The following is a 23,778-nucleotide window of genomic DNA, read 5'->3' as shown; positions in this document are numbered from 1 at the left end:
ATATTCTGCACTGCGAAACAAGAGCAATGCAACTATAACAAGTACTGGAGCAAACCTATGAGCTTCCTTGCCACATTCAGAAAAAACCTTACTACCTATGCATCCGCGTTAACACTGGGTGTATCCGCTGTTATCGCCAGCGCACCTGTATACGCTGAAAAAACCTACACCTGGAAGGTTCAGTCCCACTGGCCAGGCTCCAGCAGCTCCTACCAGGACAGCCTTGGTCGACTGAAGGATGTGATCGAAGAACGCTCTGAAGGCCGCATCAAGCTCCAGCTGTTTGAAGCAGGCGCCATGTTCAAGGCCACAGAAACCTTCAATGCCGTGAGTCGTGGCATTCTGGAAATGGGTACGATTTCTCCCGGTTATGCCCAGGACAAGATGACTCTGGCCGGAATTGCTTCTGGCCTGCCCTTCGCATTCCGAAACGTTTGGGAAGCCGCCTACTTCCACCAGAACATGGGCTTCGAACAAATGCTGCGGGATGAAGCCGCCAAGTCTGGCGTTTACTGGGCAACCGACAAGGTTTACCCGACCGAAATGGTTACCAGCAAACCCATCAACAGCTGGGAAGACTTCACGGGGCTGAAAATCCGTTCCTCCGGTGCGCTTCAGAAGTTCCTGACCGAAGCCGGTGCTTCCGCTTCCTATATCCCGGGCAGTGAACTGTACACCGCACTGGATTCCGGCATTGTAGACGGCGCCCACTGGGGTGCTGCCCAGGGTGCTGCGAGCATGGGCCTGTATGATGTTGCCAAATACCACGTTCAGCCTGCGCTGAACATCGCCGGCACTGATGTCATCATCGTCAGCCAGAAGGCCTTGGACAAACTTCCGGAAGACCTGCAGCAGGTGGTGAAACAGGCTCTGGATGAGCAATTCTGGATCCGCACCAACCAGTATCTGTACAAAGAGCGTATCGCCCTGGCCAAAGCCGTTGCTGATCAAGGTGTTGAAGTAAACGTGATGCCTGAAGATGTTCAGCAGAAGCTTGCCCAGACCGCCCAGGGCATGTGGGATGAAGAAGCCAAGCGCAGCGATGAGGCCAAGAAGGCTCTGAGCCTGCTCAAGCAGTTCCTTGGCGAACTTGGCTACCTCTGATCTTAAACGCAACACCACAGGCCCCGATTAACCCTCGGGGCCTGTTTTCTCAGTTCACACCCAAGTCCCCCGGAGAGTGCCATGAGCATAGTCAGCGCATTCATGAAAGGCGTCACCAGGCTCAACGAGTACGTTGGCCGATGTATAGCCCTGATCGTCTTTCCCATGTTTGTCTTTCTGATACTTGAAGTAGCTCTGCGCTATTTTTTCAATTCACCTTCGGTGTGGACAAATGAACTGACACAACTGCTGTTCGGTGTATACGCAGTAATGTCTGGCGGATACATCATGGCCCACCGCGGGCACGTGAATGTCGATCTGCTGCACTCGACGCTGAAGCTGAGAGCCCAGGGCTTTGTCGACATTTTCACCTCCATTTTGTTCTTCATTTTCATGCTGGCGCTGGTCTGGTTCAGCTTTGACATGGCCTCTGAGTCATTCGAAAGCCGGGAAACCTCCTTTTCTGCCTGGAACCCGCCTATCTGGCCAGCCAAGGGAGCCATCTTTGTTGCCTCTGTTTTGATGCTGCTGCAAGGCATTGTGAGGTTGCTGGAGGATATCGCCATCGCATTTAACCTGAGCTATTACGACCCCGCTGAGCGGAAAAGCCATTCTGAAGAAGGAGAAGCATAATGAGCATTGAAGTCATGACGCTTCTATTCTTTGGTTCGCTGCTGTTTTTCCTGCTGCTTGGCCTGCCACTGGCATTCGTGCTGGGTGGTGTGTCTGTTGTTTTTCTTTATTTCACCTGGGGCTTTGACTCCTTCTACATGGTGGTTTCCCAGATCTGGGGCACCATGGAAAGCTTTACATTGGTGGCCATACCACTGTTTGTATTCATGGCGATGATTCTCGAACGCACAGGTGTTGCGCGAGACTTGTACCGCATGATGTATCTCTGGTTCGGCGGCCTCCGGGGCGGCCTGGCCATCGGTACTCTGGGTATTTGTGCGGTATTTGCAGCCATGGTGGGCATCAGCGGTGCGGCAGTGGTCGCTATGGGTGCGATCGCACTCCCCTCCATGCTCTCCCGGGGTTACGACAAGCAGATGGCACTCGGGGTTATCAATACCGGTGGCGGCTGGGGCGTTCTGATTCCGCCAAGTATCCTGATGATCCTGTATGCCCTGATTACGGGTGTATCCGTAGGCAAGATGTTTGCTGCAGGTGTTATGCCCGGCATTATGCTGATGGTACTCACCACCCTCTATATTGTTGTCCGCTGCGCCCTGCAACCGGACCTGGCACCGGCGCTTCCTAAAGACGACCGGGCATCCTGGCCTGAAAAGTTCCGCGCCCTGCGCTCTGTTCTCCTGCCGATCAGTGTGGTGGGAATGGTACTGGGCTCCATCATGGGCGGACTCACTACACCCACAGAAGCCGCAGCCATGGGTGTCCTCGGTGCGCTGATTTCAGCAGCGGTCTACGGCGAGTTCAAATGGTCAGTACTGAATGAAGCCGCGATCCGCACCCTCAAGCTGACTGGCTTGACCATGTGGATCCTGTTTTCGGCCCACGCATTCAGCTCTGCCTATCAAAGCATGGGAGCCCAGGCCCTGATTGAAAGCATTATGGCCATGATCCCGGGTGGAGCCTGGGGCACCATTATTGCGATGATGGTCATCATCTTCTTCCTGGGGATGGTTCTGGACCCTGTCGGCATTATGATGATCACTCTGCCGGTATTTATTCCGATTATCACGGCATTAGGGTTTGACCCAATCTGGTTCGGCATTCTGTTCGTGATCAACATGGAGATCGGTTACAAGACGCCACCCTTTGGTTTCAACCTGTTCTACCTGAAAGGTGTCGTGCCTCCGTCGGTCACCATGAACGATATCTACAAGTCGATCATTCCGTTTGTACTGGTAGAAATCGTTGGGATCATACTGATTATGATCTTCCCGGAGATCGCAACCTGGTTGCCGGAATTGCTCTTCTGAGATAGCAAAAAGGCCTGAGGTTTCTCAGGCCTTTTTGATGGTCAAAGAAGTACCGGGCTATGCTTCAAAGCCGATCAAAGGTATCTGCATTCGGACAAAACTCCCGACACCGCTCAGCAGACTCCCCGCCACGCAGCGCCTGCCAGCAGCGGGCTGCTTCCGAGCAGGAATTACAACGCTTCTTCATAGCCGTCAGCTCTCTGGCTTCCAGAGCGCCCATCTGTTCTTCGGTAACGCCGAAACGTGCCTGCATCTGCGGCATCAGGGTCTTTTCAAAACGCACAAACGGTGCACCACCGGTTCTCAAAAGACGCTCGATTTCAGCAGCAACGGAGGAATCCAGGGCCGGATCGGCCTGAGCAACTATCTGCTCCAGCGCATCCGGGGCTTCCATCTGCAGGGACTTTACAGCCATCTGATACTGGCCGGCGATCAACCGGTCAGCAAGGCGACCGATCACAGTAGACCTGGGTTGAGTTGAAACCTGAGTATTCATGTTCATGGGACCTCCCTCCTGATATTGATGACAGTAAACGCTGTTACCAGTGGGGAGATTTTGCTTCAGGTCAATGAATCCCGGTGGGTGTGCGTATTCCGGCCCATCGTGACCACCCATTCCGTTTGAACGTGACCGATTTCGGGCGTTTTTCCGGAATCGCCGGTCACGATGCCGGAATCACCGGTCACGTTCCTCCGGAATCACTGCCAACACGCTGGAATTCTTCAACGTTATCCGGCATACCCGTTTCTTTTTCATCACACTCCCCTGAGTCGTTGGCTAAGCTTCACCAAAAGAGCATAACGATATAACCCGAGCTTTAGCAGCAAGTACGGCCACCGCTTCAGCGACGAAATGTCGCACCTATGCCCTGTTTTTCCAGACAAAATTTACAAATTGACGGACATTAATTTCATGACCGAAACCTGCCGATTTTCCGTGCACATCCAGCAGGTTTTGTTAGCTTTAGTAAAGGGAGACCAACTTGTCTCATAAGGAGAGAACGATGATCAAACGCCCCCTAGTAAAAGCGCTGGCCCTGGGTTTGGGAATGATGGCCGGATCGGCAATGGCAGACGATCTGATGGATCGTGCCAACAGTATGTTCGAGCCAATTCCGAAGTACCCGCCGGTAATCGACGGTAATGAACTGACGCAGGCCAAGGTAGAGCTGGGCAAGATGCTGTTCTTTGAACCGCGCCTGTCTTCCAGCCACCTGATCAGCTGTAACACCTGCCACAACGTAGGCCTGGGCGGCGATGACGAATTACCCACCTCTATCGGCCACGGCTGGCAGAAAGGCCCCCGTAACTCTCCGACCGTGTTCAACGCGGTATTCAACGCAGCACAGTTCTGGGATGGCCGCGCCGCAGACCTGGCCGAACAGGCGAAAGGGCCGGTACAGGCCGGTGTTGAGATGAGCAGCACCCCGGATCGCGTGGTTTCCACCCTCAAGAGCATGCCCGAGTATATCGAACGCTTCGAAGATGCCTTCCCGGGCCAGGACAACCCGGTCACCTTCGATAACATGGCGGTCGCCATCGAAGCCTATGAAGCAACGCTAATCACACCGGAAGCGCCTTTCGACAAATACCTGCGTGGAGACTCTGCTGCCCTGAACGAGAAGGAAAAAGAAGGCCTGGCCCTGTTTATGGATCGCGGCTGTACCGCCTGCCACAGTGGCATGAACGTCGGCGGCCAGAACTACTATCCGTTCGGCCTGGTAGCCAAGCCCGGTGCTGAAATCCTGCCCGCTGGCGACAAGGGCCGTTTCTCCGTAACCGAAACCGCCTCTGACGAGTATGTCTTCCGGGCATCACCACTGCGCAACATCGAACTGACCGCGCCGTATTTCCACTCCGGCGCCGTCTGGAGCCTGGAAGAAGCCGTTGCGGTTATGGGCACTGCCCAACTGGGTACCGAACTGAACGACAGCGAAGTGAAATCCATCGTGGCGTTCCTCAAAACCCTGACCGGCAACATTCCGGAGGTCACCTATCCGGTGCTGCCGCCGAGCACTGCGGACACTCCCAAGCCGGTGGACATGATTCCGTAATTACCGGATTCGTTCCCCCTGCCAAGGCGCGCCACCCGGCGCGCCTTTTTTGTGTCTGTGGCCAGCCCGCTGCGGCAACTACCCACCTTCGTCCGGTTGCGCCCGCTCTGTTAAGCAAGCTATCGTCTCTTTTTTCCTGACTCAGACGAGGGGCTATGAATCCGACCATTGAACTCCTGAAATCCCACCGTTCCATCCGCAAGTTCAAGGATCAACAGATTCCCCGGGAGCTGTTTGAAGAACTGATCCGCGCCGGCCAGTGTGCCGCCACCTCCAACCACGTGCAGGCCTACACCATTATTCACGTGGTCAATCCGGAAAAGCGGAAGAAGCTGGCTGAACTGGCCGGCGGCCAGGCCTATATCGAAACCTGTTCGGACTTTCTGGTGTTCTGCGCCGATATGAAGCGCGCTACGGAATCCGCCGAGAAAGCCGGCGCCGAGGTGGTCCGGGGCATGACCGAGCAGCTGCTGGTAGCCAGCGTTGACGCCGCACTGATCGCCCAGAATGTGGTGGTAGCGGCTGAATCCGAAGGGCTGGGCATCTGCTATATCGGCGGCATTCGCAACAACCCGCAGGAAGTCAGCGAACTGCTCAACCTGCCGGAACATGTGTACCCGGTATTTGGCCTGTGCCTCGGCTACCCGGACCAGGATCCGGAAGTGAAACCTCGGCTGCCCCTGGCCGCCATCCTGAAACAAGACGCCTACGACGATTCTGACGATGAAGCCCTGGTGGCCAGCTTTGACGACACCATGCACCAGTACTACCAGGAACGCACCGGCGGCAATAAGGACACCAACTGGTCCGAGCAGCTGAAGCCGCTGTTTACCAGCAAGCTCCGGCCGCACATGAAGGATTTCCTGAACAAGCGGGGCTTCGGGGTTAAATAACCCCGCCCTCAGGCGTCCTCAAGGATGAGGACCACCAGCTCTTTCGGGCCATGGGCCCCGTAAGCCAGCACCTGTTCGATATCGGCGGTCTTCGACGGGCCTGAAACCAGCAAAAGATTGGTCGGCATACCCGCAGACCAGTTCTGTTTTTGCATCATGCCATACAGGTTGTCTTCCACTTCACTGGCCTTGAGCAGGGCAATGTGCAGCGGCGGCAGCAGGCTCATCAGGCGCGGCTCATGGCGGTCCGGCCAGAGCACCAGTGAGCCGGTAGCTGCAATGCCTCCCACAGTGCCGGTGACGCTGGCATCCACCTGCCAGAACAGCTCCTCTTTCCATTCCTCGATGGGCCGGTCGTAGGCCAGCAATTCGGGGGCGGCATTGCTTTGCTGCCAGTGTTCCGACAACGTCTGGCCGTGGTCGGTAGCCGGGGCATAGAGCAGGTTTTTCAGGCCGCGATGTTCCAGCAGTTCCTGAACTTTTGCCGGCCACTCGGCGCAGGTCAGCTGGTGAATTTCGGTGTGCACCGCTTCCATCAGCGAACGCAGCCGGGTAATCCTGTCCTCCGGCGCGTATTGCCATGGCCGGGTGACCAACCCTTCATCGAAATCATCCGGCCGGGGCGTAGTGCCGGCCAGGCCAGCGCGGAGCTTGTTCAGAATGTTACGGCGGGCGCTCATCGCTGATCCCCCTGGTTCAAATGGGCTTTGGCCAGGTCATGCAAAGACCGGCGAGCCGGCACCGGCGCCGAGTGGTTCTCGGTCCAGGGGCCGACGTTTTTCGGTGCAAGTTTGCCAAAACGGGTCGCTCCCCACAGGAACAGCCGGTAGAACACTGGCGAAGTATTCAGCCTGGCCCAGAAGCTCCAGATCGCCCGCTCCTTGCGGGAATACTTGGCGCCGCCGTCTTTCACTTTCGGCTGTTCAGCGGGGCTTTTCACGTTTTCCTGGCGCAACCGCTGTAGCATTTCCGGGATCGGAATCTTCACCGGACACACCTCACCACAGGCGCCACACAAGGAAGACGCGCTCGGGTGGTCCGGTACCTTGTGCAACCCGACCATGTGCGGCGTAATAATCTTGCCGATCGGCCCCGGATACACCTCACCGTAGGTGTGGCCACCCACCCGGGTATACACCGGGCAGTGGTTCATACAGGCGCCACAGCGAATGCAGTTCAGGGTCTGGCGCAGCTGGGCATCAGCGAAAGCACCGCTGCGGCCATTGTCCAGCAGCACCAGGTGAACTTCCTCCGGACCATCCAGCTCATCCGCCTTGCGCGGGCCGGAAATCATGTTCACGTAAGTGGTGATCGGCTGGCCCAATGCGGAACGGGTCAGCAAGGACAACAGGGGCACCACGTCCCGCAGGTTCTCCACCACCTTTTCGATACCGGTCACCGCAATGTGCACCGGCGGCGCCGTGGTGCTCATGCGGCCATTGCCTTCGTTCTCCACCAGCAGCAAGGTGCCGGTTTCGGCAATGGCGAAGTTGACGCCGGAGACCCCGACATCCGCTTCAAGGAATTTCTGGCGCAGGGTGCGGCGGCCAATCTGGATCAGTTCGTTCACATCCTCGGTCTCATCCACGCCCAGTTTGTCGTGGAACAGTTTGGAGACCTGAAAGCGGTTCTTGTGAATCGCCGGCATGATGATGTGGGAGGGCTTTTCGCCATCCAGCTGGACGATGTACTCGCCCATGTCCGACTCCAGGCACTCGATGTTGCGTTCGGCCAGGTAGTCGTTCATTTCCATTTCTTCGCTGACCATGGATTTGCCCTTCACCACCTGAGAGCCCTGCTTCGCCTCAATGATGGAGTGGACAATCCGGTTGGCCTCTTCGGTAGTCTCCGCCCAGTGGACCTTGACACCGTTGGCGGTCAGCCTGGTTTCCAGTTGTTCAAGCAAATCCGGCAACCGGGACAGCGCCCGGGCCTTGATATGGTTGCCGAGTTCCCGCAGGCCTTCACGCTCTTCCTCGTCCGGAAAAGCATCGGCCCGCTTTTTCATCAGCGAGTCCATAGCGACCCGGAAGTTGGTGCGCAGCTGGTCGTCGGCCAGGGCGCCCACCGCGCGGCCACGGAAGCTATCGGTGAGCTCTTTTACCGGTATACGCTGGCTCATGGTTTCACCTCTCCGCTCACCCGCTCCCATAGAAAGCTGGCCAGATGCCGGCCCCGGAACGTCTGTTTCTGTTTTTCCAGGGAGCCGTTGATGTTGAGCAGGCAGCCGCCATCGGCGGTCACCATTTCCGCTGCACCGGATTCCCGCAACGAACGGGTTTTATCGAGGACCATGGCTCCGGACACTTCCGGCATGCGTACAGAGAAGGTGCCACCAAAGCCGCAACATTCGCTTTCATGATCGTGGTCCAGCCGCTCGACATTCGCCAGCTTACCCAGCAACTCCCGCGCGTGCAGGTGGGTGTTCATTTCCCGGCGGGCAGAGCAGGACGTGTGCAGGGCAATCTGCGTGGGCTGGCCGAGATCCTGCCAGTCCACCTTGCATACGTGCAGCAGAAACTCGGTCAGTTCAAAAGTACGCTCGGCCAGGTTATCCACACGTTTCAGGGTATCGGGTTCTTCCGCAAACACTTCCCGGTAGTGCTGCCGGAACATGCCGGCACAGGAGCCCGAGGGGACGACCACCGGCAAGCCGTTGTCGAGCAGGTTGAGCTGTGCCCGTGCCACCTCCCGGGCCTCGTTCACGTAGCCGGAGGTCCAGGCCGGCTGGCCGCAGCAGGATTGTTCCTGTGGAAAGTGCACGCGAATGCCTTCCCGCTCCAGCAGGCGGATAGCGTCCAGGCCGGCTTCCGGGAAGAAGAGGTCCACCACGCAGGTGCCGAACAGCGTGACCTCGGCCGGCTTGGCCGGATACGTTCGTGGCCCGGGTCGTTCAGGAGCCACGCGGGTGGCATTGGGGGCGGCGTCGTAGAACAGCTCACTCATCAGTCATTGCCTCCGGGTTCTGCGGGCTGCGGAGCAGCCCTGCCCGTTGTTTCAGGTCAGTTCATCAGGGGGTCGGTAACGCCCAGAATATAGGCGGCCACCAGGGCAACCCCACCGGTTACTACAAGATAGTAGATAGTCGGGCGAATGGTTTTGCGCAGGGTCTGGCCTTCACGGCCCAGCAAACCAACCGTCGCCGAAGCCGCCACCACATTGTGAATCGCGATCATGTTACCGGCAGCCGCACCAACAGCCTGCACCGCCACCATCAGTGCGGTAGACAACCCGAGGCCCTGGGCAACACCAAACTGGAACTGGCTGAACATCATGTTCGATACGGTATTGGAGCCGGCAAGGAAAGCACCCAACGCACCGACCGTAGGCGCCAGGAAGGGATAGATGCCGCCCACAGAATCCGCCACCCAGGTGGCCATGGCCAGCGGCATGCTTGGCAGGTCGGCCAGGTTGACGCCGGAGTTGATCATGATCCGCACCATCGGAATGGTGAACAGCAGTACAAAGCCCGCGCTGAGCAACACCCCGCCCGACTCTTTCAGGGCTTCACCCATGGCCCTGGTGCTCATCCGGTGGATGAAGAAGGTGGCAATCACCACCATCACCAGAATGCCGCCAGGCAGATACAGTGGCTGCACACCGGCGCTGACCCCGGCCTCACCCAGAATGTTCGAGAAGGATACGCCAATGCTGACGAAGAAGTCTTTCACCGGCGCTACCGTGCGGCTGATCACCAGAATTGCACCCATCAGCACATACGGAAGCCAGGCACGAACGCCACTCATGGGATGGGCGGCGATGTCTTCCAGCTTCATTTCCAGTTTGCCAACCCACTCGGCCGGCCAGTCTTCACGCTCGGCAAAGTCCCAGGTTTTCTTCGGAATCAGAAAGCCCTTCCTGGCCGCAAACGTGACAATCGCCAGGCCAATCAGGCCACCCAGCAACGACGGAAACTCCGGCCCCATCAGTATACCCGTGATGGCATAGGGCACCACGAAGGCAACGCCTGCAAACAGGGCAAACGGCAACACTTCCAGACCTTCCTTCCAGCTTTTGTTCTGGCCGAAGAAACGGGTCATCATCACCGCCATCAGCAGCGGCATGATCACGCCAGCAATGGCGTGGGTAATGGCAACTTCGGAGGTAATCAGCTGCAGGTAGGCTTCCCAACTGGAACCCGCAGCCTCAAGCTGGCCACTGATCGTGGCCTCGTCCAGCCCCGTGGTCACACCGACAATGATCGGTGTGCCGACCGCGCCAAACGACACCGGCGTGCTCTGCACCATCATCCCGAGCATAACCGCCGCCATGGCCGGAAAACCTACCGCCACCAGTAACGGCGCCACAATGGCTGCCGGCGTACCGAAACCGGATGCGCCTTCAATAAAACTGCCAAACAGCCAGACAATGATAATGGCCTGGATCCGCCGGTCCGGCGTGATATTGGTAAAACCAGAGCGAATAGTAGCAATGGCTCCCGAGTGTTTGAGGGTATTCAGCAGCAAAATGGCGCCGAAGATAATCCACAACACACCGATCGTGATCACCAGTCCCTGCAGGGTCGAGGCGAAAATTCGGTTCAGGGTCATGTCCCAGGCGGTATAGCCAAGTACGGCCGTTGCCAGAAAGACAACAGGCATGGCAGTTCGGGCGGGCCATCGCAGGCCGAGAAGCAGAATTCCGGCCAACAGAATGGGGGCAAATGCCAGCAGGGCGAGTAATCCGGATGACATGGTTTTCTCCAGAGTCTTGTTATTGGGCTCTATTTTTGAATAATTGGTATTACCAATTGACAAATCTGATCCAAGCACAGTATTTGAGCGATTAAAGACTGTCAAAACCCCAAACTAAGACATTGGTCTTAAGGGCTTGCTGTTTTGCTGTTAAAACAAGTACAAAGGCAGTCAGTTTTTTTTGGTAAGACCAATTTAATCCGTGAACTCCGGAGCCCTATGTCGATCAACCAGATCGCCCCGAAACGCCTGGCAGACACCATTGTCGAACAGCTGGAAACCATGATTCTCGAAGGCACCCTGAAGCCCGGCCAGCGCCTGCCACCTGAGCGGACACTGGCCGAGCAGTTTGGGGTTTCCAGGCCATCGTTACGGGAAGCGGTGCAAAAGCTCGCAGCGAAAGGCCTGCTGATCAGCCGCCAGGGTGGCGGAAATTTTGTAACCGAAAGCCTGGGGGCAAGCTTCAGTGATCCCCTTGTTCAGCTGCTGGAAAACCGACCCGAAGCCCACCGAGACCTGCTGGAGTTCCGGCGCACCCTGGAAGCAGACTGCGCCTACTACGCGGCGCAGCGGGCGACTGAAGTTGACAAGGCGCGCCTGACCAAGGCCTGGCAGGACCTTGATGCCTGCTACCAGACCCCTTCCAAAGAAAACATCGAGCAGGAAGGCGCGGCGGATGCCGGCTTTCATCTGGCCATTGCCGAAGCCAGCCACAACGTGGTGCTGCTACACACCATGCGCAACCTGTTCAGCCTGCTGAAGAACAATATTGTCACCAACATCGGCGGGATGTACTCCAAGGAAGCCGCCACCCGGACGGGCCTGATCAGCCAGCATCAGAAACTGTTTACCGCGATTGTGGAAGGCCGGGCCGAGGCGGCACGGGCAATAGCCGGAGAGCATATCGAATTTGTGCAGAAAACCATTGAGGAAAACACGGAAAGCGAGCGCCGTCGGGAACGGGCCCTTCGCCGGGACAGTTCCGGCAAAAAACACCAGGCGTAAAAAAGCCGGGGAGTCCCCGGCTGAAGCAATCACACGATGCACCAACACAATGCATTGTCCTGATGAATCCTCAGAATACCCGTTCTATATGACCCTTTCGTGACATCGCGGTTAATCCGGTAATTTTTCCCAGACCGTCAACTCAGAGAAACTGTGCTGGAATTTGTTGCGGGTCTCGCGAATGACAAAAGGCAGGCTCCTGGGTTCGCCCAGCATTCGGAAGTGGGGCGCCAGCATATCCTTCAGGCCATCCAGTGTGGTGTAAGGTTTGCCATCTTTCAGGATACCGCCAACCCACTCGGCCTTGGGCGTGTACTCTTCCAGCCAGGTGTACGGGGAAGCGATCACCAGCAAGCCCAGGTCATTTATGCGTTCGTGAACGGTTTCCAGGAACAGGGATGGTTTATAGAGTCGATCAATGAGGTTACCCGCCAGCACCAGGTCGTAATCCCGGTAACCCGCACCCAGCTGGCAGGCATCGCCCTGGTGAAAAGCCACCCGGTGCATGGCATCAGACAAACCCAGAGCTGCCAGCGAGCGCTCCTGATAACTGACCAGTTCACCTTCTTCTCGCCGGGCATAGCGGGCCACTCCCTCCCGCACCACTTCCTTGCACTTGCGGATAAACGTTTCGGAAAAGTCGATGCCATCCACGTGATCAAAATGCCGCGCCAGCTCCAGTGTGGTCCGCCCCACCGCGCACCCAATATCCAGCGCCCGGCAGAACTCCCTGCCATCCAGCGCCTCCATGGCAGCATCCGCTAGCTCTTTCGGGAAGTTCGCCTCGCCATGCCAGCTCTCGCCAAAGTGGAACTCCAGGTACTGGGCCAGGGTGGTGTTGTCTTCGTAGTAGCCCGTCGGCTCCGTCATTTTGTTCTCCTCGTACCGGCAGGTCAGGACTTGCCGGCCAGTTTCGGGTAAAGCGGTTCCACCAGGGGCTTCAGGCCCTTGGCTTCATCAATAAACAGCTGCAGGTGCGGGAAAGGAATCTCGATGCCGGCGTCATCCAGTGCTTCCTTAATCTGCTCCAGCACGTCGGCCATGATTCTGGGCTGCACATCCAGGTTATCCGGCGTAATCCAGATTTTCACTTCCAGGTCTACCGAGGAATCGCCCAGGTTTTTCAGCACCACCCGGGGCTCCATACCGGCGCTTTGCAGCACTTCCGGATGGGATAACAGCACCGGCATGATCACCTCCCGGGCCGCCTTGGCAGACTCCTTGTAGGCGATGCCCACCGGAATATTCAGCCGGGTCGCGCCCTCGGCACTGTAATTGACGATATCGGAAGACGCCACGCTGTCGTTGGGAATCATGGTGAAAATGTTGTCCCGGGTACGCAGCCAGGTGGTGCGCAGGGCTATCTTGACCACCTTGCCGTCCTGGCCGTTGATGGTCACCCAGTCGCCAATCCGGAATGGCCGTTCGATCAACAGGGTAATGCCGGCAATGAAGTTGGACAGGGTCGACTGAGCCGCAAAGCCCACCGCAATGCCGACAATCCCGAGCCCGGCCACAATCGACACCACATCAAAACCAAACTGTGCCAGCACGGTGACCGCCGCAAAGGTAGCGGTAAGCACAGAGAACAGGTTTTCCACCAGCTGCCGGATGGACGGATCCAGCCGGTAGCGGCTCATGGCTTCCCGGATCAGCCGGCCGGCAACCAGCCAGCCCACAAAGAACCCCAAGGCCATCAGCCCGGCCCGGGCCATGGATTTCAACAATTCCGGCGCCGCACCGAACTGGGCCATGATCACCAGAAAAGCGCCCAGCCCGAACAGATATCGGATCCCGGTACGGGCATGATTGAACAACGGATGCTGCGCCCGTTTTTTGCCCACAGCAAAACGCACGATGCTGATCAGCAGGGCGTACACCACCAGAAACAGCCCCAGATACAAGGCCGAAATCAGAAGCTGGCTAAGGGCATGCACCGCCAGTTCTCCCCAGTCCGCCTGGCCATCGCCAAACGCATTCAGGGTGTCGGATACATTCTGTTTTATCTGTTCACGCACAGCGGCAAAGATGCTTTCTGCCATTGAAGGTTCCTTGTACAACGGTTCAGATACCCTGCCTGCAAGGGTAGCCGGTTATTGCCGAACAGGCGCTTCACTTCCAGGATCCCGGCCGGTATATACGAACCAGAGCGCCAGACTGTTCATGCACTTTAGCACTTGCAGGGAAATCCGGCCCCGCTACCGTGCCAGCCCTTGAAGAAACCGGCCCGAACCATCATTGTTCATTGATCACTATCGATAGTCCTTCAGAATCCCGGAGCTCCATGTCCATTAAACCCGATTTTTCCCTGCTCGAACTGGCCTCCGTCCGCGAAGGCGATTCCGTCTCCACCACCCTGGCCAACAGCGTGGCCTATGCCCAGCATGCCGAGAAGCTTGGTTTCAAGCGTTTCTGGCTGGCCGAGCATCACAACATGGAAGGCATCACCAGTTCTGCCACCTCGGTACTGGTGGGCCACATTGCCGGCAAGACCGAGAGCATCCGCGTCGGTTCCGGTGGCGTGATGCTGCCCAACCACCCGCCCCTGGTGATTGCTGAACAGTTCGGCACCCTGGAATGCCTGTACCCGGACCGCATCGACCTGGGCCTTGGCCGGGCGCCGGGGACTGACCAGATTACCGCCCGGGCACTGCGCCGGGAGGGGCTGGGCGCGGAACAGTTCCCCGAAGATGTTGCCCGCCTGCAAACCCTGCTCGGGCCGCTGCAGCCGGGCCAGCCGGTCAAAGCCATTCCCGGCGCCGGCACCAACGTGCCGATCTGGCTGCTTGGCTCCAGCCTGTACAGCGCCCAGCTAGCCGCCATGCGCGGGCTGCCCTACGCCTTTGCCGGCCACTTTGCACCGCGCCTGTATCGCGAAGCGCTCAGGGTGTACCGGGATAATTTCCAGCCTTCCGAGCAGCTGCAGCAGCCCTACGCCATGCTGGCCATTCCGGCCGTACCGGCGGACTCCATGGAAGAAGCCAAATTCCTGAGCACCACCAGCTACCAGCGGATTCTGTCGCTGTTCCGTGGCCAGCCGCTGTGGATGAAGCCGCCGGTGGAGTCCATGAATGGCCTGTGGAATGCCGCTGAAGAAGCCGGGGTTAAGGATTTTCTGGGCTTGCAGGTCATTGGTAACGCCGACGACCTGAAGCAACAGCTTGAGGAACTGCTGTCGGATATTCAGGTGGAGGAGCTGATGTTCACCGTTGATATCTACGAGCCGGCCAGGCGCCGCCACGCCCTCGATATCCTGGCCCAAACCCGGACCTGAACGGACTGATAAAACCCACGGAGCCTGACATGCCCGAACAACCGTTTTTCGTGTTTCTGTCCCACGGCCTGGAAAGCGGCCCGGGCAGCACCAAGATCCAGGCCCTGAAAGCGGTGGCGGAAGAGTTTGATGGCGTGCGGGCCGAGGCCATCGACCACCGCAGCAGCAAAGACCCGGCAGTCCGACTGGAGCAGATGCGAGCCGCCATGGAAAGTGCCGGCGCCGTGCCGGAGCGGACCATCCTGGCCGGCTCGAGCATGGGTGGCTGGGTGTGCGCCCAAACCAGCGCCACCACCCCGGTACTGGGCTGTTTTCTGCTGGCGCCGGCACTGGCGTTGCCTAAATATCCGCAATCGAGCCCGCTGATCGGCGCCCGTTATACCCGCATCATTCACGGCTGGGATGATGATGTGGTACCGGTGATGCCGGTTCTGGAACTGGCCCGTGAGCAGCGCCTCGAAACCCTTGTACTGCCAGACGGGCACCGGCTGGAGAACAGTGTCGACAGGGTGGCCCGGGAGTTCCGGCAGTTCCTTCAGGCCTGCTTCACAAAACAGAATCAGGCCTGAATTCATAGACTTGCAATGCCGGAATAATCGCCAGCCCCAATTCCCTGATTTTGGTCATTTCCTTGCGAAAACCGCGTTGTTTTGCCAGTCTAAAAAAAGGTAACAAGGAATTAACTGAAAAAAGAGCGGAGACAACGCGATGAACAGCACAAGCAAATTCAGGAAACTGGCGGGTATTTCAGCACTGGCATTTGCCGGTCTGACCGCAGCCAATGCGGTAAATGCAGCCAACTGGCGCTACGCCCACGAAGAATACGAGGGCGATGTTCAAGACGTTTACGCCTACAAATTCAAGGAATACATCGAAGAGAACTCCGACCACACCCTGCAGGTATTCCGTTTCGGTGAGCTGGGCGAGTCTGACGACATCATGGAACAGACCCAGGCTGGCATCCTCAACTTCGTGAACCAGTCCCCCGGTTTTACCGGCTCACTGATTCCCGAAGCGCAGATTTTCTTCATTCCCTACCTGATGCCCACCGACATGGACACGGTGATCGAATTCTTCCGTGAGTCCAAAGCCATCAACGAAGACTTCCCGCAACTGTACTCCGAGCAGGGCCTGGAACTGCTGAAGATGTACCCGGAAGGTGAATTCGTGGTGACCGTAGACGAGCCGGTCACCTCCCCCGAGGAATTCAAGAACAAGAAGATCCGGGTTATGACCAACCCGCTTCTGTCTGAAACCTATTCCGCCTTCGGCGCTACGCCCACCCCGCTGCCCTGGGGTGAAGTGTACGGTGCCCTGCAGACCAACATGATCCAGGGCCAGGAAAACCCGATTTTCTGGATCGAGTCCGGCGGCCTGTACGAAGTATCTCCGAACCTGGTATTCACCGGCCACGGCTGGTTCACCACCGCCATGATGGCGAACCAGGATTTCTACAACGGCCTGTCTGACGAAGACAAGAAGCTGGTGCGGGATGCTGCGGACTTCGCGTTCGAGGAAATCATCGTGCACATCGACGGCCTGGCCGACGAAGCCCTTGAGAAGATCAAGGCTGCCAGCGACGAGGTTACCGTTACCCGTCTGAACGAAGAACAGATCGAAGCCTTCCGTGCCCGGGCACCGCAGGTGGAAGACAAGTTCATCGAGATGACCGGTGAGAGTGGTCAGGAACTGCTGAACCAGTTCAAGGCCGACCTCAAGGCAGTCCAGGAAGACTAACCGGCAGGATTCAGGGGGTGGCCACGGCCACCCCTTGTTGTCCGGCCCTGGTTCAACCCCGCCCCGCCGGGGAATTTACCGGCCGGGAGCGACCTGTTTCGGAGTACCCCATCCATGTCTGAGCGTCCTCAGGAGGCTGTGGAAGACGATACCGGTGCCTATGCATCCGGTTTGCCCGGGTTTCTGGGCACTATTGATGAATGGATTGCCAGGATTGAAGCCGTCATGCTGGCCGGCGGCGTTATCCTCATGGCGGTCAACACCTGCGTTAACGTGATTGCCCGGTTTGTGTTCGGAGAAGGCCTGTTTTTCTCCGGCGAGATCAACCGGATCCTGATTATCCTGATTACCTTTGCCGGCATCGGCTACGCTGCCCGCCATGGCCGCCACATCCGGATGTCTGCCGTTTACGATGCCTTTCCTGCCAAGGGCCGCAAGGCTCTGATGATTTTCATTGCCCTGTTCACCTCCGTGGTGATGTTCTTCCTGTGCTACCACTCCTACGGCTACATCGAAACCCTGTACGGCCGTGGTCGCATTCTGCCGGCGCTGGGCCTGCCCATCTGGTGGATCTACGTCTGGGTACCGGTCGGTTTTGCCATTACCGGCATCCAGTATTTCCTGACCGCCATCAAAAACCTCACCAGTAAAGACGTTTATCTGTCGACGGGTGTGGTGGATGGCTACGCCGATACCGAAACCGAAGTCTGAAGCGCATGAACCCGAACCACTAAGGATATTCACACCATGGCAACTATGATGATGATTATCATGATCGGGCTGCTGCTTCTGGGCTTCCCGATGATGATCCCGCTGATCACCGCTGCGGTGTTCGGCTTTGTAATGATGTTTGACGGCTTCGGCCAGATGGGCACATTCGTCCAGCAGATGATGGGTGGCATCCGGCCGGCGTCGTTGATCGCGGTGCCCATGTTTATCCTGGCCGCCGATATCATGACCCGGGGCCAGTCGGCCGACCGGCTGATCAACATGGTCATGTCGTTCATCGGCCATGTAAAAGGTGGCCTGGCGATCAGTACCGCCACCTCCTGCACCCTGTTCGGTGCAGTTTCCGGCTCAACCCAGGCGACGGTAGTGGCGGTAGGCTCGCCCCTGCGCCCCAAGATGCTGAAAGCCGGTTATTCCGATCCCTTCACCCTGGCGCTGATCATCAACGCCAGTGATATCGCCTTCCTGATCCCGCCCAGTATCGGCATGATCATCTACGGGGTTATCTCCGAGACCTCCATTGCCGAGCTGTTTATTGCCGGCATCGGCCCCGGCCTGCTGATCCTGTTCATGTTCTCGGTGTACTGCCTGATCTACGCCTACAAGAACCAGGTACCTACAGAGCCAAAAGCGTCCTGGAAGGAGCGGGCACTGTCGGTTCGGGATGCGTCCTGGCCGCTGATGTTCCCGGTGATCATCGTGGGCGGTATCTACGGCGGTATCTTCAGCCCCACCGAGGCGGCTGCTGTATGCGTGCTTTACGCCTTCCTGCTGGAGTTTGTGATTTTCCGGTCGCTCAAACTCACCGATGTCTACCGGATTGCCAAGTCCACCGGCCTGATCACCGCCGTGGTGTTTATCCTGGTGGCCGTGGGGAACGGCTTCTCCTGGATTATCTCCTTCGCCCAGATTCCGCAAAGCATTCTTGAAGCAGTGGGTGTGAATGACGCCGGCCCGGTCGGCGTGCTGATTGCCATCTGTGTGGCCTTCTTCATTGCCTGCATGTTTGTAGACCCGATTGTGGTGATCCTGGTACTCACGCCGATCTTCGCCCCGGCTATCCAGGCCACCGGGCTGGACCCGGTGCTGGTGGGGGTACTGATTACCCTGCAGGTGGCCATCGGCTCTGCCACACCACCGTTTGGTTGCGATATTTTCACCGCCATTGCGATTTTCAAGCGGCCCTACCTGGAAGTGATCAAAGGCACGCCGCCTTTCATTTTCATGCTGGTGGCTGCTGCCGGCCTGATCATTGCCTTCCCGGATATTGCGCTGTTCCTGCGGGACCTGGCTTACCGAGACTGAACCGGGCAACCGGCCACTGACAGGAGACTGGTATGTTCAAACGAATTCTGGCTGCCGTAGACGGTTCCAAAACCTCATTGAAGGCCCTGGACAAGGCCATCGAGCTGCAGCGACTGATACCGGATGCGGAAATTTTCATCATCTGTGTCTACAAACACCACAGCCTGTTCGAGGCCTCGCTCTCGATTGGCCGTCCGGATGACATGGACATTCCGGACAAGGTGCTGTCGGACTACGCCAAGGAGGTGGTGAACCACGCCAAGGAGTTTGCCAAGGAGCATGGGGCTACCAAGGTGCGCGGTTTCGTGAAAGCGGGCCGGCCGTCCAAGGTGATTGTGAAGTTTGCCCAGGAAAAGGAAGCAGACCTGATCGTGGTTGGCACCAAGGGCACCAACAGCGACAAAGACGGCATGTTCCTCGGCAGTGTGTCCCACCGGGTGGCCTCCCAGGCCAAGTGCCCGGTACTGGTGGTCTGAGGCCACCACTCAGGCCGGGCTGCACATCCCCAGCAGCCCGGCAATCACGGATTTCCGCAGTCTGCCTGTAATTTCACCGTGCTAGACTTCCCCGCGACTTCGTTAACTTTCATCCACAAATCACAAGGCGTCACTCCATGACTGCAATTGTCGATTTTCTCAATTCGATTCTCTGGGGCTATGTCCTCGTATACGGCCTGCTGGCCGTGGGTGTTTTCTTTACCATTCGCCTGGGTTTTCTGCAGTTCATCAACTTTGGCGAAATGGTCCGTGCCATCCGCGGTTCCCGCGAGAGCGATGTACACGGTATTTCGCCGTTCCAGGCCCTGTGTACCAGCCTCGCGTCGCGGGTCGGTACCGGTAACCTGGCCGGCGTGGCGGTTGCCCTTTACCTGGGTGGCGCCGGTGCCATTTTCTGGATGTGGATGGTAGCGCTGGTAGGCATGGCCACCGGCTATGCCGAAAGCACCCTGGCGCAGCTGTACAAGGTGCGTGACGGCAAAGGCCAGTACCGGGGCGGCCCGGCGGTCTACATTGCCAAGGGCCTGAAAGCGCCCTGGGCCGCCGCCATCTTTGCGGTGTGCCTGATCATTTCCTTCGGCCTGGTATTCAACGCAGTACAGGCCAACTCCATTGCCGATGCCATGGAAGGTGCCTTCGGTACACCGAAACTGGGCGTGGGTATTGCGATCGCGTTCTTTGCCGGCATCGTGATTTTCGGCGGCCTGCGCAAGATTGTACGCTTCGCGGAATTTGTGGTGCCGTTCATGGCCGGTGCCTACGTGCTGTTGGCACTGATTGTGATGGCCATGAACATCACCGAAGTGCCGGGCATCCTGGCGATGATCGTCAAGAGCGCATTCGGCCTTGAAGAAGCCGCCGGTGGCGCGGCCGGTTCCATCACCGCGGCCATGCTCAACGGCATCAAGCGCGGCTTGTTCTCCAACGAGGCAGGCATGGGTTCTGCCCCGAATATCGCCGCCACGGCCACACCTGCTCCGCACCACCCGTCTTCACAGGGGCTGGTACAGGCCTTCGGCGTGTTTATCGACACCATTATCGTGTGTACCGCCACTGCCGTAATGATCCTGCTGGCCGGCGTTCTGGAGCCGGGTTCCGGCGTAACCGGCACCCAGCTTACCCAGCAGGCCATGGAAGTTCACCTCGGGGATTTCGGCGGTTACTTCATTGCCATCGCCATCCTGTTCTTTGCCTTTACCTCTATTGTGGCCAACTACACCTACGCCGAGAACGCGCTGGTGTACCTGAAGGGCGGCAATACACTGGGCCTGACTATTCTGCGCCTGGCGGCACTGGGCATGGTGGTCTGGGGTGGTTACGAGGCCGTGGTAACCGTGTTCAACGCGGCCGATGCCTCTATGGGACTGATGGCGACCATCAACCTGATTGCCATCGTGCTGCTGTCCGGTACCGTGGTGAAACTGACCAAGGACTACCTGGCCCAACGCAAGGAAGGCCTGGTGCCTCACTTCAAATCCAAGGATTACCCGGAGCTGCACGAGAAAATCGACAGCAATATCTGGCACTGACCTTCATGCTTCGGCCGCAGCCACCCGGTTGCGGCCGGCATGTTTGGCCCGGTACAGGACCCGTTCGGCAATCAGTCCGCAAATGGTGGCAATTACCAGGCTCTTCGCCGAGCGACTGGCCAGGTGCAGCACCAGATCCGGGTGGTCGAGTATGGCCACCTCGCCCCACAGCCCGATATCGGTGTAATTAGAAAAGACCCGCTTAGCCTGAGCCTTTTTGTCGCAGGGTAAACAGGGCCAGCAGGGCCGACACCACCATCAGGAACAGCGCCACCGCATTGAGAACCGGTGTCGAGCCTTCCCGCAGGCGATTGAACAGCGCCACGGTGAGCGGCGTATCGCTGCCCGTGAGCATCACGGTGGTGTTGAAGTTTTCGAAGGACATCAGGAACGCCATGGCGGCCGCGCCCAGAATGGACGGCAGCAACCAGGGCAAGGTAACGGTAAACCAGGCCACCAGCGGCGTTGCCCCCAGGTTCAGGGCGGCTTCCTCCAGTTGCCGGTCAAACTTGCGCAACCGGGCGCCGATCACCAGGGTAGCCAGTGTGGTGATAAAGGTCACCTGGCCCATCACCACCAGGGGCATACCGGGCCGAAACACATCCAGTTCGATACCCCAAAGCCGCGACACCTCATTGGCGGTGCCACTGTAGAACACCAGGATGGATACCCCCAGAATGACCCCGGGAATCACCAGCGGCAACAGCATTAACAGATACAGGAATTCCTTACCCCGGAACTGCAAGCGCTCGAACAGCACAGCATTCACGCAACCCAGCGCCACACTGGCCAGGGTGACCCAGAACGCTATCTTGGTGCTGACCCAGAGGGCGCCGAGCAGACTGTCATCATGAAACAGCCCGGTACGCCCCTCACTGCCATCGGCCAGGTACCAGTCCAGGGTAAAGCCCTGCCATGGCAATGACGGAAAGGGTGAGTCGTTGAAGGCAAACACGGCCGTTACCAGCAGCGGCAGGGCCAGGTACACAAAGAACGCCACCAGGTAGCCCAGGTAGAGGGCGTCAAACAACCGGGACCGGGGCACGGAACGGATCATGGCATCACCCCATCACCTTGCGCAGTGACTGGCCGGTCAGTTTCAGGCCAAGCCACACCATCAGTGATGACAACACCAGCAGCAAGACCCCCAGTGCGGCACCCTGCTCCCAGTTAAAGCGGGTAATAAACTGGGTGAAAATCTGTTCGGTAAACCAGGCGCTGTCCTTGCCGCCCATCAGTATCGGTGTCAGGTAACTGCCGAGAGTGAGCATGAACACCACGATACAGCCGGAAACAATGCCCGGCATGGCCCAGGGAATGACCACTTCCCGCAGCACGGTGGCGTGGCCGCCGCCCAGGTCGTAACCGGCTTCCACCAGGTTCTCGTCCATACCATCCAGTGTGGTGACCAGTGGCACCACCATAAACAACAGACCGTTGTAGACCAGGCCGATGATCACCGCCACATCGTTGTAAAGCATCTCCACTGGGCCGTCGACCCAGCCCAGCGCCTGCAGCCAGGAGCTGAACAGGCCGCTTTCCCGCAGCAGGATCATCCAGCCGTAAGTACGCACTAACTCACTGGCCCAGAACGGGATCAGGCAAGCCAGGAACAGGATGCCCTTGCTCCGGCCCCGGGCCAGGCGGGCAATGTACCAGGCAATGGGGAAGGCAATCAGCAGGGTCAGGAAGGTGGTGAACAGCGACATCACCCCGGTACGCACGAAGGTTCGCCAGTAATAGGATTCGCTGAAGAAATTCTGATACTGCTCCAGCCCCCAGGCCAGGGTATCCCAGCTTTCCCGCACCTGAAACGACACGCGTAGCATCTGCAGGTGCGGCACCAGAACCAGCAACACAATCCAGAGTAGAAACGGCGTTAACAGCAACCAGAGGGACAAACGGCTGGCAGAGGCATTCACGACTGACCGGCTCCGTAGACCCGCGCCAGTTTCGGATCCCAGGCCAGGCGGATCTCCGCACCGGTGGTCAGGCGCGGTGCCGTGCCGTCCTGCGGCAGGCGGGCAAACACCGGCTGGCCGCCGTTTTCTGCCTCAACCCGGCTGTTGGCACCGTCAAACAGGGTGGTCAGTACCTTCGCCTGCATGGCACTGAAACCGTCTTTCAGGGCCTCACCGGTGAACATCAGGGATTCCGGGCGCACATACAACTCGGCCCGGTCACCGCTGGACAGCCCGTTGGCGGCAAGCCGGCCCCGGACCACTTCGCCGTTATCCAGCCGGATATCGGCCATGTTGTCCGCCAGGGTGACGACCTCTCCGGAGAGCCGGTTGTTATCCCCCACAAACCCCGCCACAAAGGGTGTGGCGGGTTCCCGGTACAGCTCCTCCGGCGGCGCCACCTGTTCAAAGCGGCCGCTTTTCATTACCGCCACCTGGTCCGACATCACCATGGCCTCGGACTGGTCGTGGGTGATGTAAACAAAGGTGGTGCCGAACTGCTTCTGCAGGTGCTTCAGCTCCACCTTCATCTGTTCCCGTAACTTCAGGTCCAGCGCACCAAGCGGCTCATCCAGCAACAGCAGGGTGGGCTCCAGCACCAGGCAACGGGCCAAAGCCACCCTCTGGCGCTGGCCGCCGGAGAGTTCCTGCGGGTTACGGTGCTCCAGCCCGGGCAGGCCCACCTGCTCCAGCACCCGGGCAATGCGCTTGCGGCGCTCGGCCACGGGCACCTTTCGGCGTTTCAGGCCATAGCCGATGTTATCGCCGACGGTCATGGTGGGGAACAGCGCCAGGTGCTGGAACACCATGTTCACCGGGCGTTTGTTGGGCGGCACGTCATTCATGCGCTGGCCGCGGATGAAGATATCGCCCTCATCCGGCTTGTCGAAGCCCGCCAGCAACCGCAGCAGGGTGGTCTTGCCGCAGCCGGAAGGCCCCAGAATGGAGAAGAAGGTGCCGGCCGGCACATCCAGCGAGATGTGATCCACCGCTGCGGTTTTGCCAAAGCGGCGGATCAGCCCGTTACAGGACAGGTCAGACTCTGTTGCCATA

Annotated in this window: 24 protein-coding genes; 13 read left to right on the top strand and 11 right to left on the bottom strand. The window is 58.4% G+C overall.

The features are described 5' to 3' along the window. Window positions 1-57 precede the first annotated feature (57 nt). From dctP (B2589_RS13865) to B2589_RS13855, 3 genes are all read left to right on the top strand, one after another. The gene (gene dctP, locus B2589_RS13865; protein ID WP_058091220.1) at window positions 58-1,104 is read left to right on the top strand and encodes a TRAP transporter substrate-binding protein DctP; all 1,047 of its coding nucleotides are present in this window, start codon (window positions 58-60) and stop codon (window positions 1,102-1,104) included. Between the two features lie 81 nt (window positions 1,105-1,185). Continuing rightward, window positions 1,186-1,737, top strand: coding sequence for a TRAP transporter small permease subunit (locus B2589_RS13860; RefSeq protein WP_199457871.1), 552 nt, complete (start codon window positions 1,186-1,188; stop codon window positions 1,735-1,737). After that, entirely contained in the window at window positions 1,737-3,047 is a 1,311-nt protein-coding gene (locus B2589_RS13855; RefSeq protein WP_199457870.1) for a TRAP transporter large permease, read from the top strand. The genes B2589_RS13860 and B2589_RS13855 overlap by 1 nt, the downstream gene beginning before the upstream one ends. Before the next feature lie 64 nt (window positions 3,048-3,111). Here the strand turns inward: B2589_RS13855 and B2589_RS13850 are convergent, their stop codons facing one another. Beyond that, window positions 3,112-3,549 carry a DUF6455 family protein gene (locus tag B2589_RS13850; RefSeq protein ID WP_286816988.1) on the bottom strand — a complete coding sequence of 146 codons (438 nt, stop codon included), beginning with the start codon at window positions 3,547-3,549 and terminating at the stop codon, window positions 3,112-3,114. 502 nt (window positions 3,550-4,051) lie between these two features. Here B2589_RS13850 and B2589_RS13845 point away from each other — a divergent pair. Next, window positions 4,052-5,101: a cytochrome-c peroxidase gene (locus B2589_RS13845; RefSeq protein WP_286816987.1), complete on the top strand. Its 1,050-nt coding sequence runs from the start codon at window positions 4,052-4,054 to the stop codon at window positions 5,099-5,101. Between the two features lie 155 nt (window positions 5,102-5,256). Further along, a complete protein-coding gene (gene nfsA, locus B2589_RS13840) occupies window positions 5,257-5,994 on the top strand; it encodes an oxygen-insensitive NADPH nitroreductase (RefSeq protein WP_058342367.1) in 738 nt (245 codons plus the stop codon). Window positions 5,995-6,002: 8 nt separating this feature from the next. Here the strand turns inward: nfsA and B2589_RS13835 are convergent, their stop codons facing one another. The 4 genes from B2589_RS13835 to B2589_RS13820 are packed head-to-tail and all read right to left on the bottom strand — an operon-like array spanning window position 6,003 to window position 10,688. Continuing rightward, window positions 6,003-6,674 (bottom strand): LutC/YkgG family protein, encoded by a 672-nt coding sequence (locus B2589_RS13835; RefSeq protein WP_286816986.1) that lies wholly within the window; start codon window positions 6,672-6,674, stop codon window positions 6,003-6,005. Continuing rightward, window positions 6,671-8,116 (bottom strand): LutB/LldF family L-lactate oxidation iron-sulfur protein, encoded by a 1,446-nt coding sequence (locus B2589_RS13830; protein WP_286816985.1) that lies wholly within the window; start codon window positions 8,114-8,116, stop codon window positions 6,671-6,673. Before B2589_RS13830 ends, B2589_RS13835 begins: the two co-directional genes overlap by 4 nt. After that, a complete protein-coding gene (locus B2589_RS13825) occupies window positions 8,113-8,940 on the bottom strand; it encodes a (Fe-S)-binding protein (RefSeq protein ID WP_286816984.1) in 828 nt (275 codons plus the stop codon). The genes B2589_RS13830 and B2589_RS13825 overlap by 4 nt, the downstream gene beginning before the upstream one ends. A gap of 56 nt (window positions 8,941-8,996) precedes the next feature. After that, entirely contained in the window at window positions 8,997-10,688 is a 1,692-nt protein-coding gene (locus B2589_RS13820) for an L-lactate permease (RefSeq protein WP_286816983.1), read from the bottom strand. A 219-nt stretch (window positions 10,689-10,907) separates the two neighbouring features. Between B2589_RS13820 and B2589_RS13815 the strand changes: the two genes are divergently transcribed. Continuing rightward, on the top strand, window positions 10,908-11,693 hold the full coding sequence (locus B2589_RS13815; protein ID WP_247063880.1) for an FCD domain-containing protein: 786 nt from the start codon (window positions 10,908-10,910) through the stop codon (window positions 11,691-11,693). Window positions 11,694-11,804: 111 nt separating this feature from the next. On the opposite strand, the gene B2589_RS13810 is transcribed toward B2589_RS13815, so the two are convergent. Then, window positions 11,805-12,563, bottom strand: coding sequence for a putative 4-mercaptohistidine N1-methyltransferase (locus tag B2589_RS13810; protein WP_286816982.1), 759 nt, complete (start codon window positions 12,561-12,563; stop codon window positions 11,805-11,807). A gap of 23 nt (window positions 12,564-12,586) precedes the next feature. Then, window positions 12,587-13,735 (bottom strand): mechanosensitive ion channel family protein, encoded by a 1,149-nt coding sequence (locus tag B2589_RS13805; protein ID WP_199457836.1) that lies wholly within the window; start codon window positions 13,733-13,735, stop codon window positions 12,587-12,589. Between the two features lie 242 nt (window positions 13,736-13,977). Here B2589_RS13805 and B2589_RS13800 point away from each other — a divergent pair, with 242 nt between their 5' ends. The 7 genes from B2589_RS13800 to B2589_RS13770 all read left to right on the top strand — a co-directional run bounded on the left by B2589_RS13800 (window position 13,978) and on the right by B2589_RS13770 (window position 20,764). Beyond that, window positions 13,978-14,967, top strand: coding sequence for an LLM class flavin-dependent oxidoreductase (locus B2589_RS13800; protein WP_286816981.1), 990 nt, complete (start codon window positions 13,978-13,980; stop codon window positions 14,965-14,967). 29 nt (window positions 14,968-14,996) lie between these two features. Next, a complete protein-coding gene (locus B2589_RS13795) occupies window positions 14,997-15,536 on the top strand; it encodes an alpha/beta hydrolase (RefSeq protein ID WP_286816980.1) in 540 nt (179 codons plus the stop codon). 139 nt (window positions 15,537-15,675) lie between these two features. Then, a complete protein-coding gene (gene dctP, locus B2589_RS13790) occupies window positions 15,676-16,704 on the top strand; it encodes a TRAP transporter substrate-binding protein DctP (protein ID WP_286816979.1) in 1,029 nt (342 codons plus the stop codon). Window positions 16,705-16,818: 114 nt separating this feature from the next. Further along, the gene (locus B2589_RS13785; RefSeq protein WP_036219755.1) at window positions 16,819-17,415 is read left to right on the top strand and encodes a TRAP transporter small permease; all 597 of its coding nucleotides are present in this window, start codon (window positions 16,819-16,821) and stop codon (window positions 17,413-17,415) included. A 36-nt stretch (window positions 17,416-17,451) separates the two neighbouring features. Next, window positions 17,452-18,738 carry a TRAP transporter large permease gene (locus B2589_RS13780; RefSeq protein ID WP_022989604.1) on the top strand — a complete coding sequence of 429 codons (1,287 nt, stop codon included), beginning with the start codon at window positions 17,452-17,454 and terminating at the stop codon, window positions 18,736-18,738. A gap of 32 nt (window positions 18,739-18,770) precedes the next feature. Then, the gene (locus B2589_RS13775; RefSeq protein ID WP_022989605.1) at window positions 18,771-19,214 is read left to right on the top strand and encodes a universal stress protein; all 444 of its coding nucleotides are present in this window, start codon (window positions 18,771-18,773) and stop codon (window positions 19,212-19,214) included. Window positions 19,215-19,351: 137 nt separating this feature from the next. Then, entirely contained in the window at window positions 19,352-20,764 is a 1,413-nt protein-coding gene (locus B2589_RS13770) for an alanine/glycine:cation symporter family protein (protein WP_199457832.1), read from the top strand. A 3-nt stretch (window positions 20,765-20,767) separates the two neighbouring features. Here B2589_RS13770 and B2589_RS13765 read toward each other — a convergent pair whose 3' ends face one another. Genes B2589_RS13765 through B2589_RS13750 form a run of 4 tightly spaced genes read right to left on the bottom strand, consistent with a single transcriptional unit; the run spans window position 20,768 to window position 23,777 of the window. After that, entirely contained in the window at window positions 20,768-20,923 is a 156-nt protein-coding gene (locus B2589_RS13765) for a hypothetical protein (protein WP_286816978.1), read from the bottom strand. 43 nt (window positions 20,924-20,966) lie between these two features. Then, window positions 20,967-21,821: an ABC transporter permease gene (locus B2589_RS13760; RefSeq protein WP_022989608.1), complete on the bottom strand. Its 855-nt coding sequence runs from the start codon at window positions 21,819-21,821 to the stop codon at window positions 20,967-20,969. Between the two features lie 4 nt (window positions 21,822-21,825). Next, window positions 21,826-22,686 carry an ABC transporter permease gene (locus tag B2589_RS13755; RefSeq protein ID WP_022989609.1) on the bottom strand — a complete coding sequence of 287 codons (861 nt, stop codon included), beginning with the start codon at window positions 22,684-22,686 and terminating at the stop codon, window positions 21,826-21,828. After that, window positions 22,683-23,777: an ABC transporter ATP-binding protein gene (locus B2589_RS13750; RefSeq protein WP_286816977.1), complete on the bottom strand. Its 1,095-nt coding sequence runs from the start codon at window positions 23,775-23,777 to the stop codon at window positions 22,683-22,685. Before B2589_RS13750 ends, B2589_RS13755 begins: the two co-directional genes overlap by 4 nt. Window position 23,778: the final 1 nt, after the last annotated feature.

Origin of the sequence: Marinobacter sp. UBA3607, assembly GCF_002375525.1 — a bacterium.
In the GTDB taxonomy this organism is placed as follows: domain Bacteria; phylum Pseudomonadota; class Gammaproteobacteria; order Pseudomonadales; family Oleiphilaceae; genus Marinobacter; species Marinobacter vinifirmus.
Note: the sequence above shows the minus strand (reverse complement) of the source record. Positions and strands in the feature narration are given on the sequence as shown.

Coding starts and splice junctions, on each gene's coding strand:
- B2589_RS13830 (WP_286816985.1), bottom strand. CDS start 8,116: ATGAGCCAGCGTATACCGGTAAAAGAGCTCACCGATAGCTTCCGTGGC.
- B2589_RS13775 (WP_022989605.1), top strand. CDS start 18,771: ATGTTCAAACGAATTCTGGCTGCCGTAGACGGTTCCAAAACCTCATTG.
- B2589_RS13860 (WP_199457871.1), top strand. CDS start 1,186: ATGAGCATAGTCAGCGCATTCATGAAAGGCGTCACCAGGCTCAACGAG.
- B2589_RS13835 (WP_286816986.1), bottom strand. CDS start 6,674: ATGAGCGCCCGCCGTAACATTCTGAACAAGCTCCGCGCTGGCCTGGCC.
- B2589_RS13800 (WP_286816981.1), top strand. CDS start 13,978: ATGTCCATTAAACCCGATTTTTCCCTGCTCGAACTGGCCTCCGTCCGC.
- B2589_RS13810 (WP_286816982.1), bottom strand. CDS start 12,563: ATGACGGAGCCGACGGGCTACTACGAAGACAACACCACCCTGGCCCAG.
- B2589_RS13785 (WP_036219755.1), top strand. CDS start 16,819: ATGTCTGAGCGTCCTCAGGAGGCTGTGGAAGACGATACCGGTGCCTAT.
- B2589_RS13780 (WP_022989604.1), top strand. CDS start 17,452: ATGGCAACTATGATGATGATTATCATGATCGGGCTGCTGCTTCTGGGC.
- B2589_RS13760 (WP_022989608.1), bottom strand. CDS start 21,821: ATGATCCGTTCCGTGCCCCGGTCCCGGTTGTTTGACGCCCTCTACCTG.
- nfsA (WP_058342367.1), top strand. CDS start 5,257: ATGAATCCGACCATTGAACTCCTGAAATCCCACCGTTCCATCCGCAAG.
- B2589_RS13820 (WP_286816983.1), bottom strand. CDS start 10,688: ATGTCATCCGGATTACTCGCCCTGCTGGCATTTGCCCCCATTCTGTTG.
- B2589_RS13855 (WP_199457870.1), top strand. CDS start 1,737: ATGAGCATTGAAGTCATGACGCTTCTATTCTTTGGTTCGCTGCTGTTT.
- dctP (WP_058091220.1), top strand. CDS start 58: ATGAGCTTCCTTGCCACATTCAGAAAAAACCTTACTACCTATGCATCC.
- B2589_RS13850 (WP_286816988.1), bottom strand. CDS start 3,549: ATGAACATGAATACTCAGGTTTCAACTCAACCCAGGTCTACTGTGATC.
- B2589_RS13795 (WP_286816980.1), top strand. CDS start 14,997: ATGCCCGAACAACCGTTTTTCGTGTTTCTGTCCCACGGCCTGGAAAGC.
- B2589_RS13815 (WP_247063880.1), top strand. CDS start 10,908: ATGTCGATCAACCAGATCGCCCCGAAACGCCTGGCAGACACCATTGTC.
- B2589_RS13825 (WP_286816984.1), bottom strand. CDS start 8,940: ATGAGTGAGCTGTTCTACGACGCCGCCCCCAATGCCACCCGCGTGGCT.
- B2589_RS13845 (WP_286816987.1), top strand. CDS start 4,052: ATGATCAAACGCCCCCTAGTAAAAGCGCTGGCCCTGGGTTTGGGAATG.
- B2589_RS13750 (WP_286816977.1), bottom strand. CDS start 23,777: ATGGCAACAGAGTCTGACCTGTCCTGTAACGGGCTGATCCGCCGCTTT.
- dctP (WP_286816979.1), top strand. CDS start 15,676: ATGAACAGCACAAGCAAATTCAGGAAACTGGCGGGTATTTCAGCACTG.
- B2589_RS13805 (WP_199457836.1), bottom strand. CDS start 13,735: ATGGCAGAAAGCATCTTTGCCGCTGTGCGTGAACAGATAAAACAGAAT.
- B2589_RS13770 (WP_199457832.1), top strand. CDS start 19,352: ATGACTGCAATTGTCGATTTTCTCAATTCGATTCTCTGGGGCTATGTC.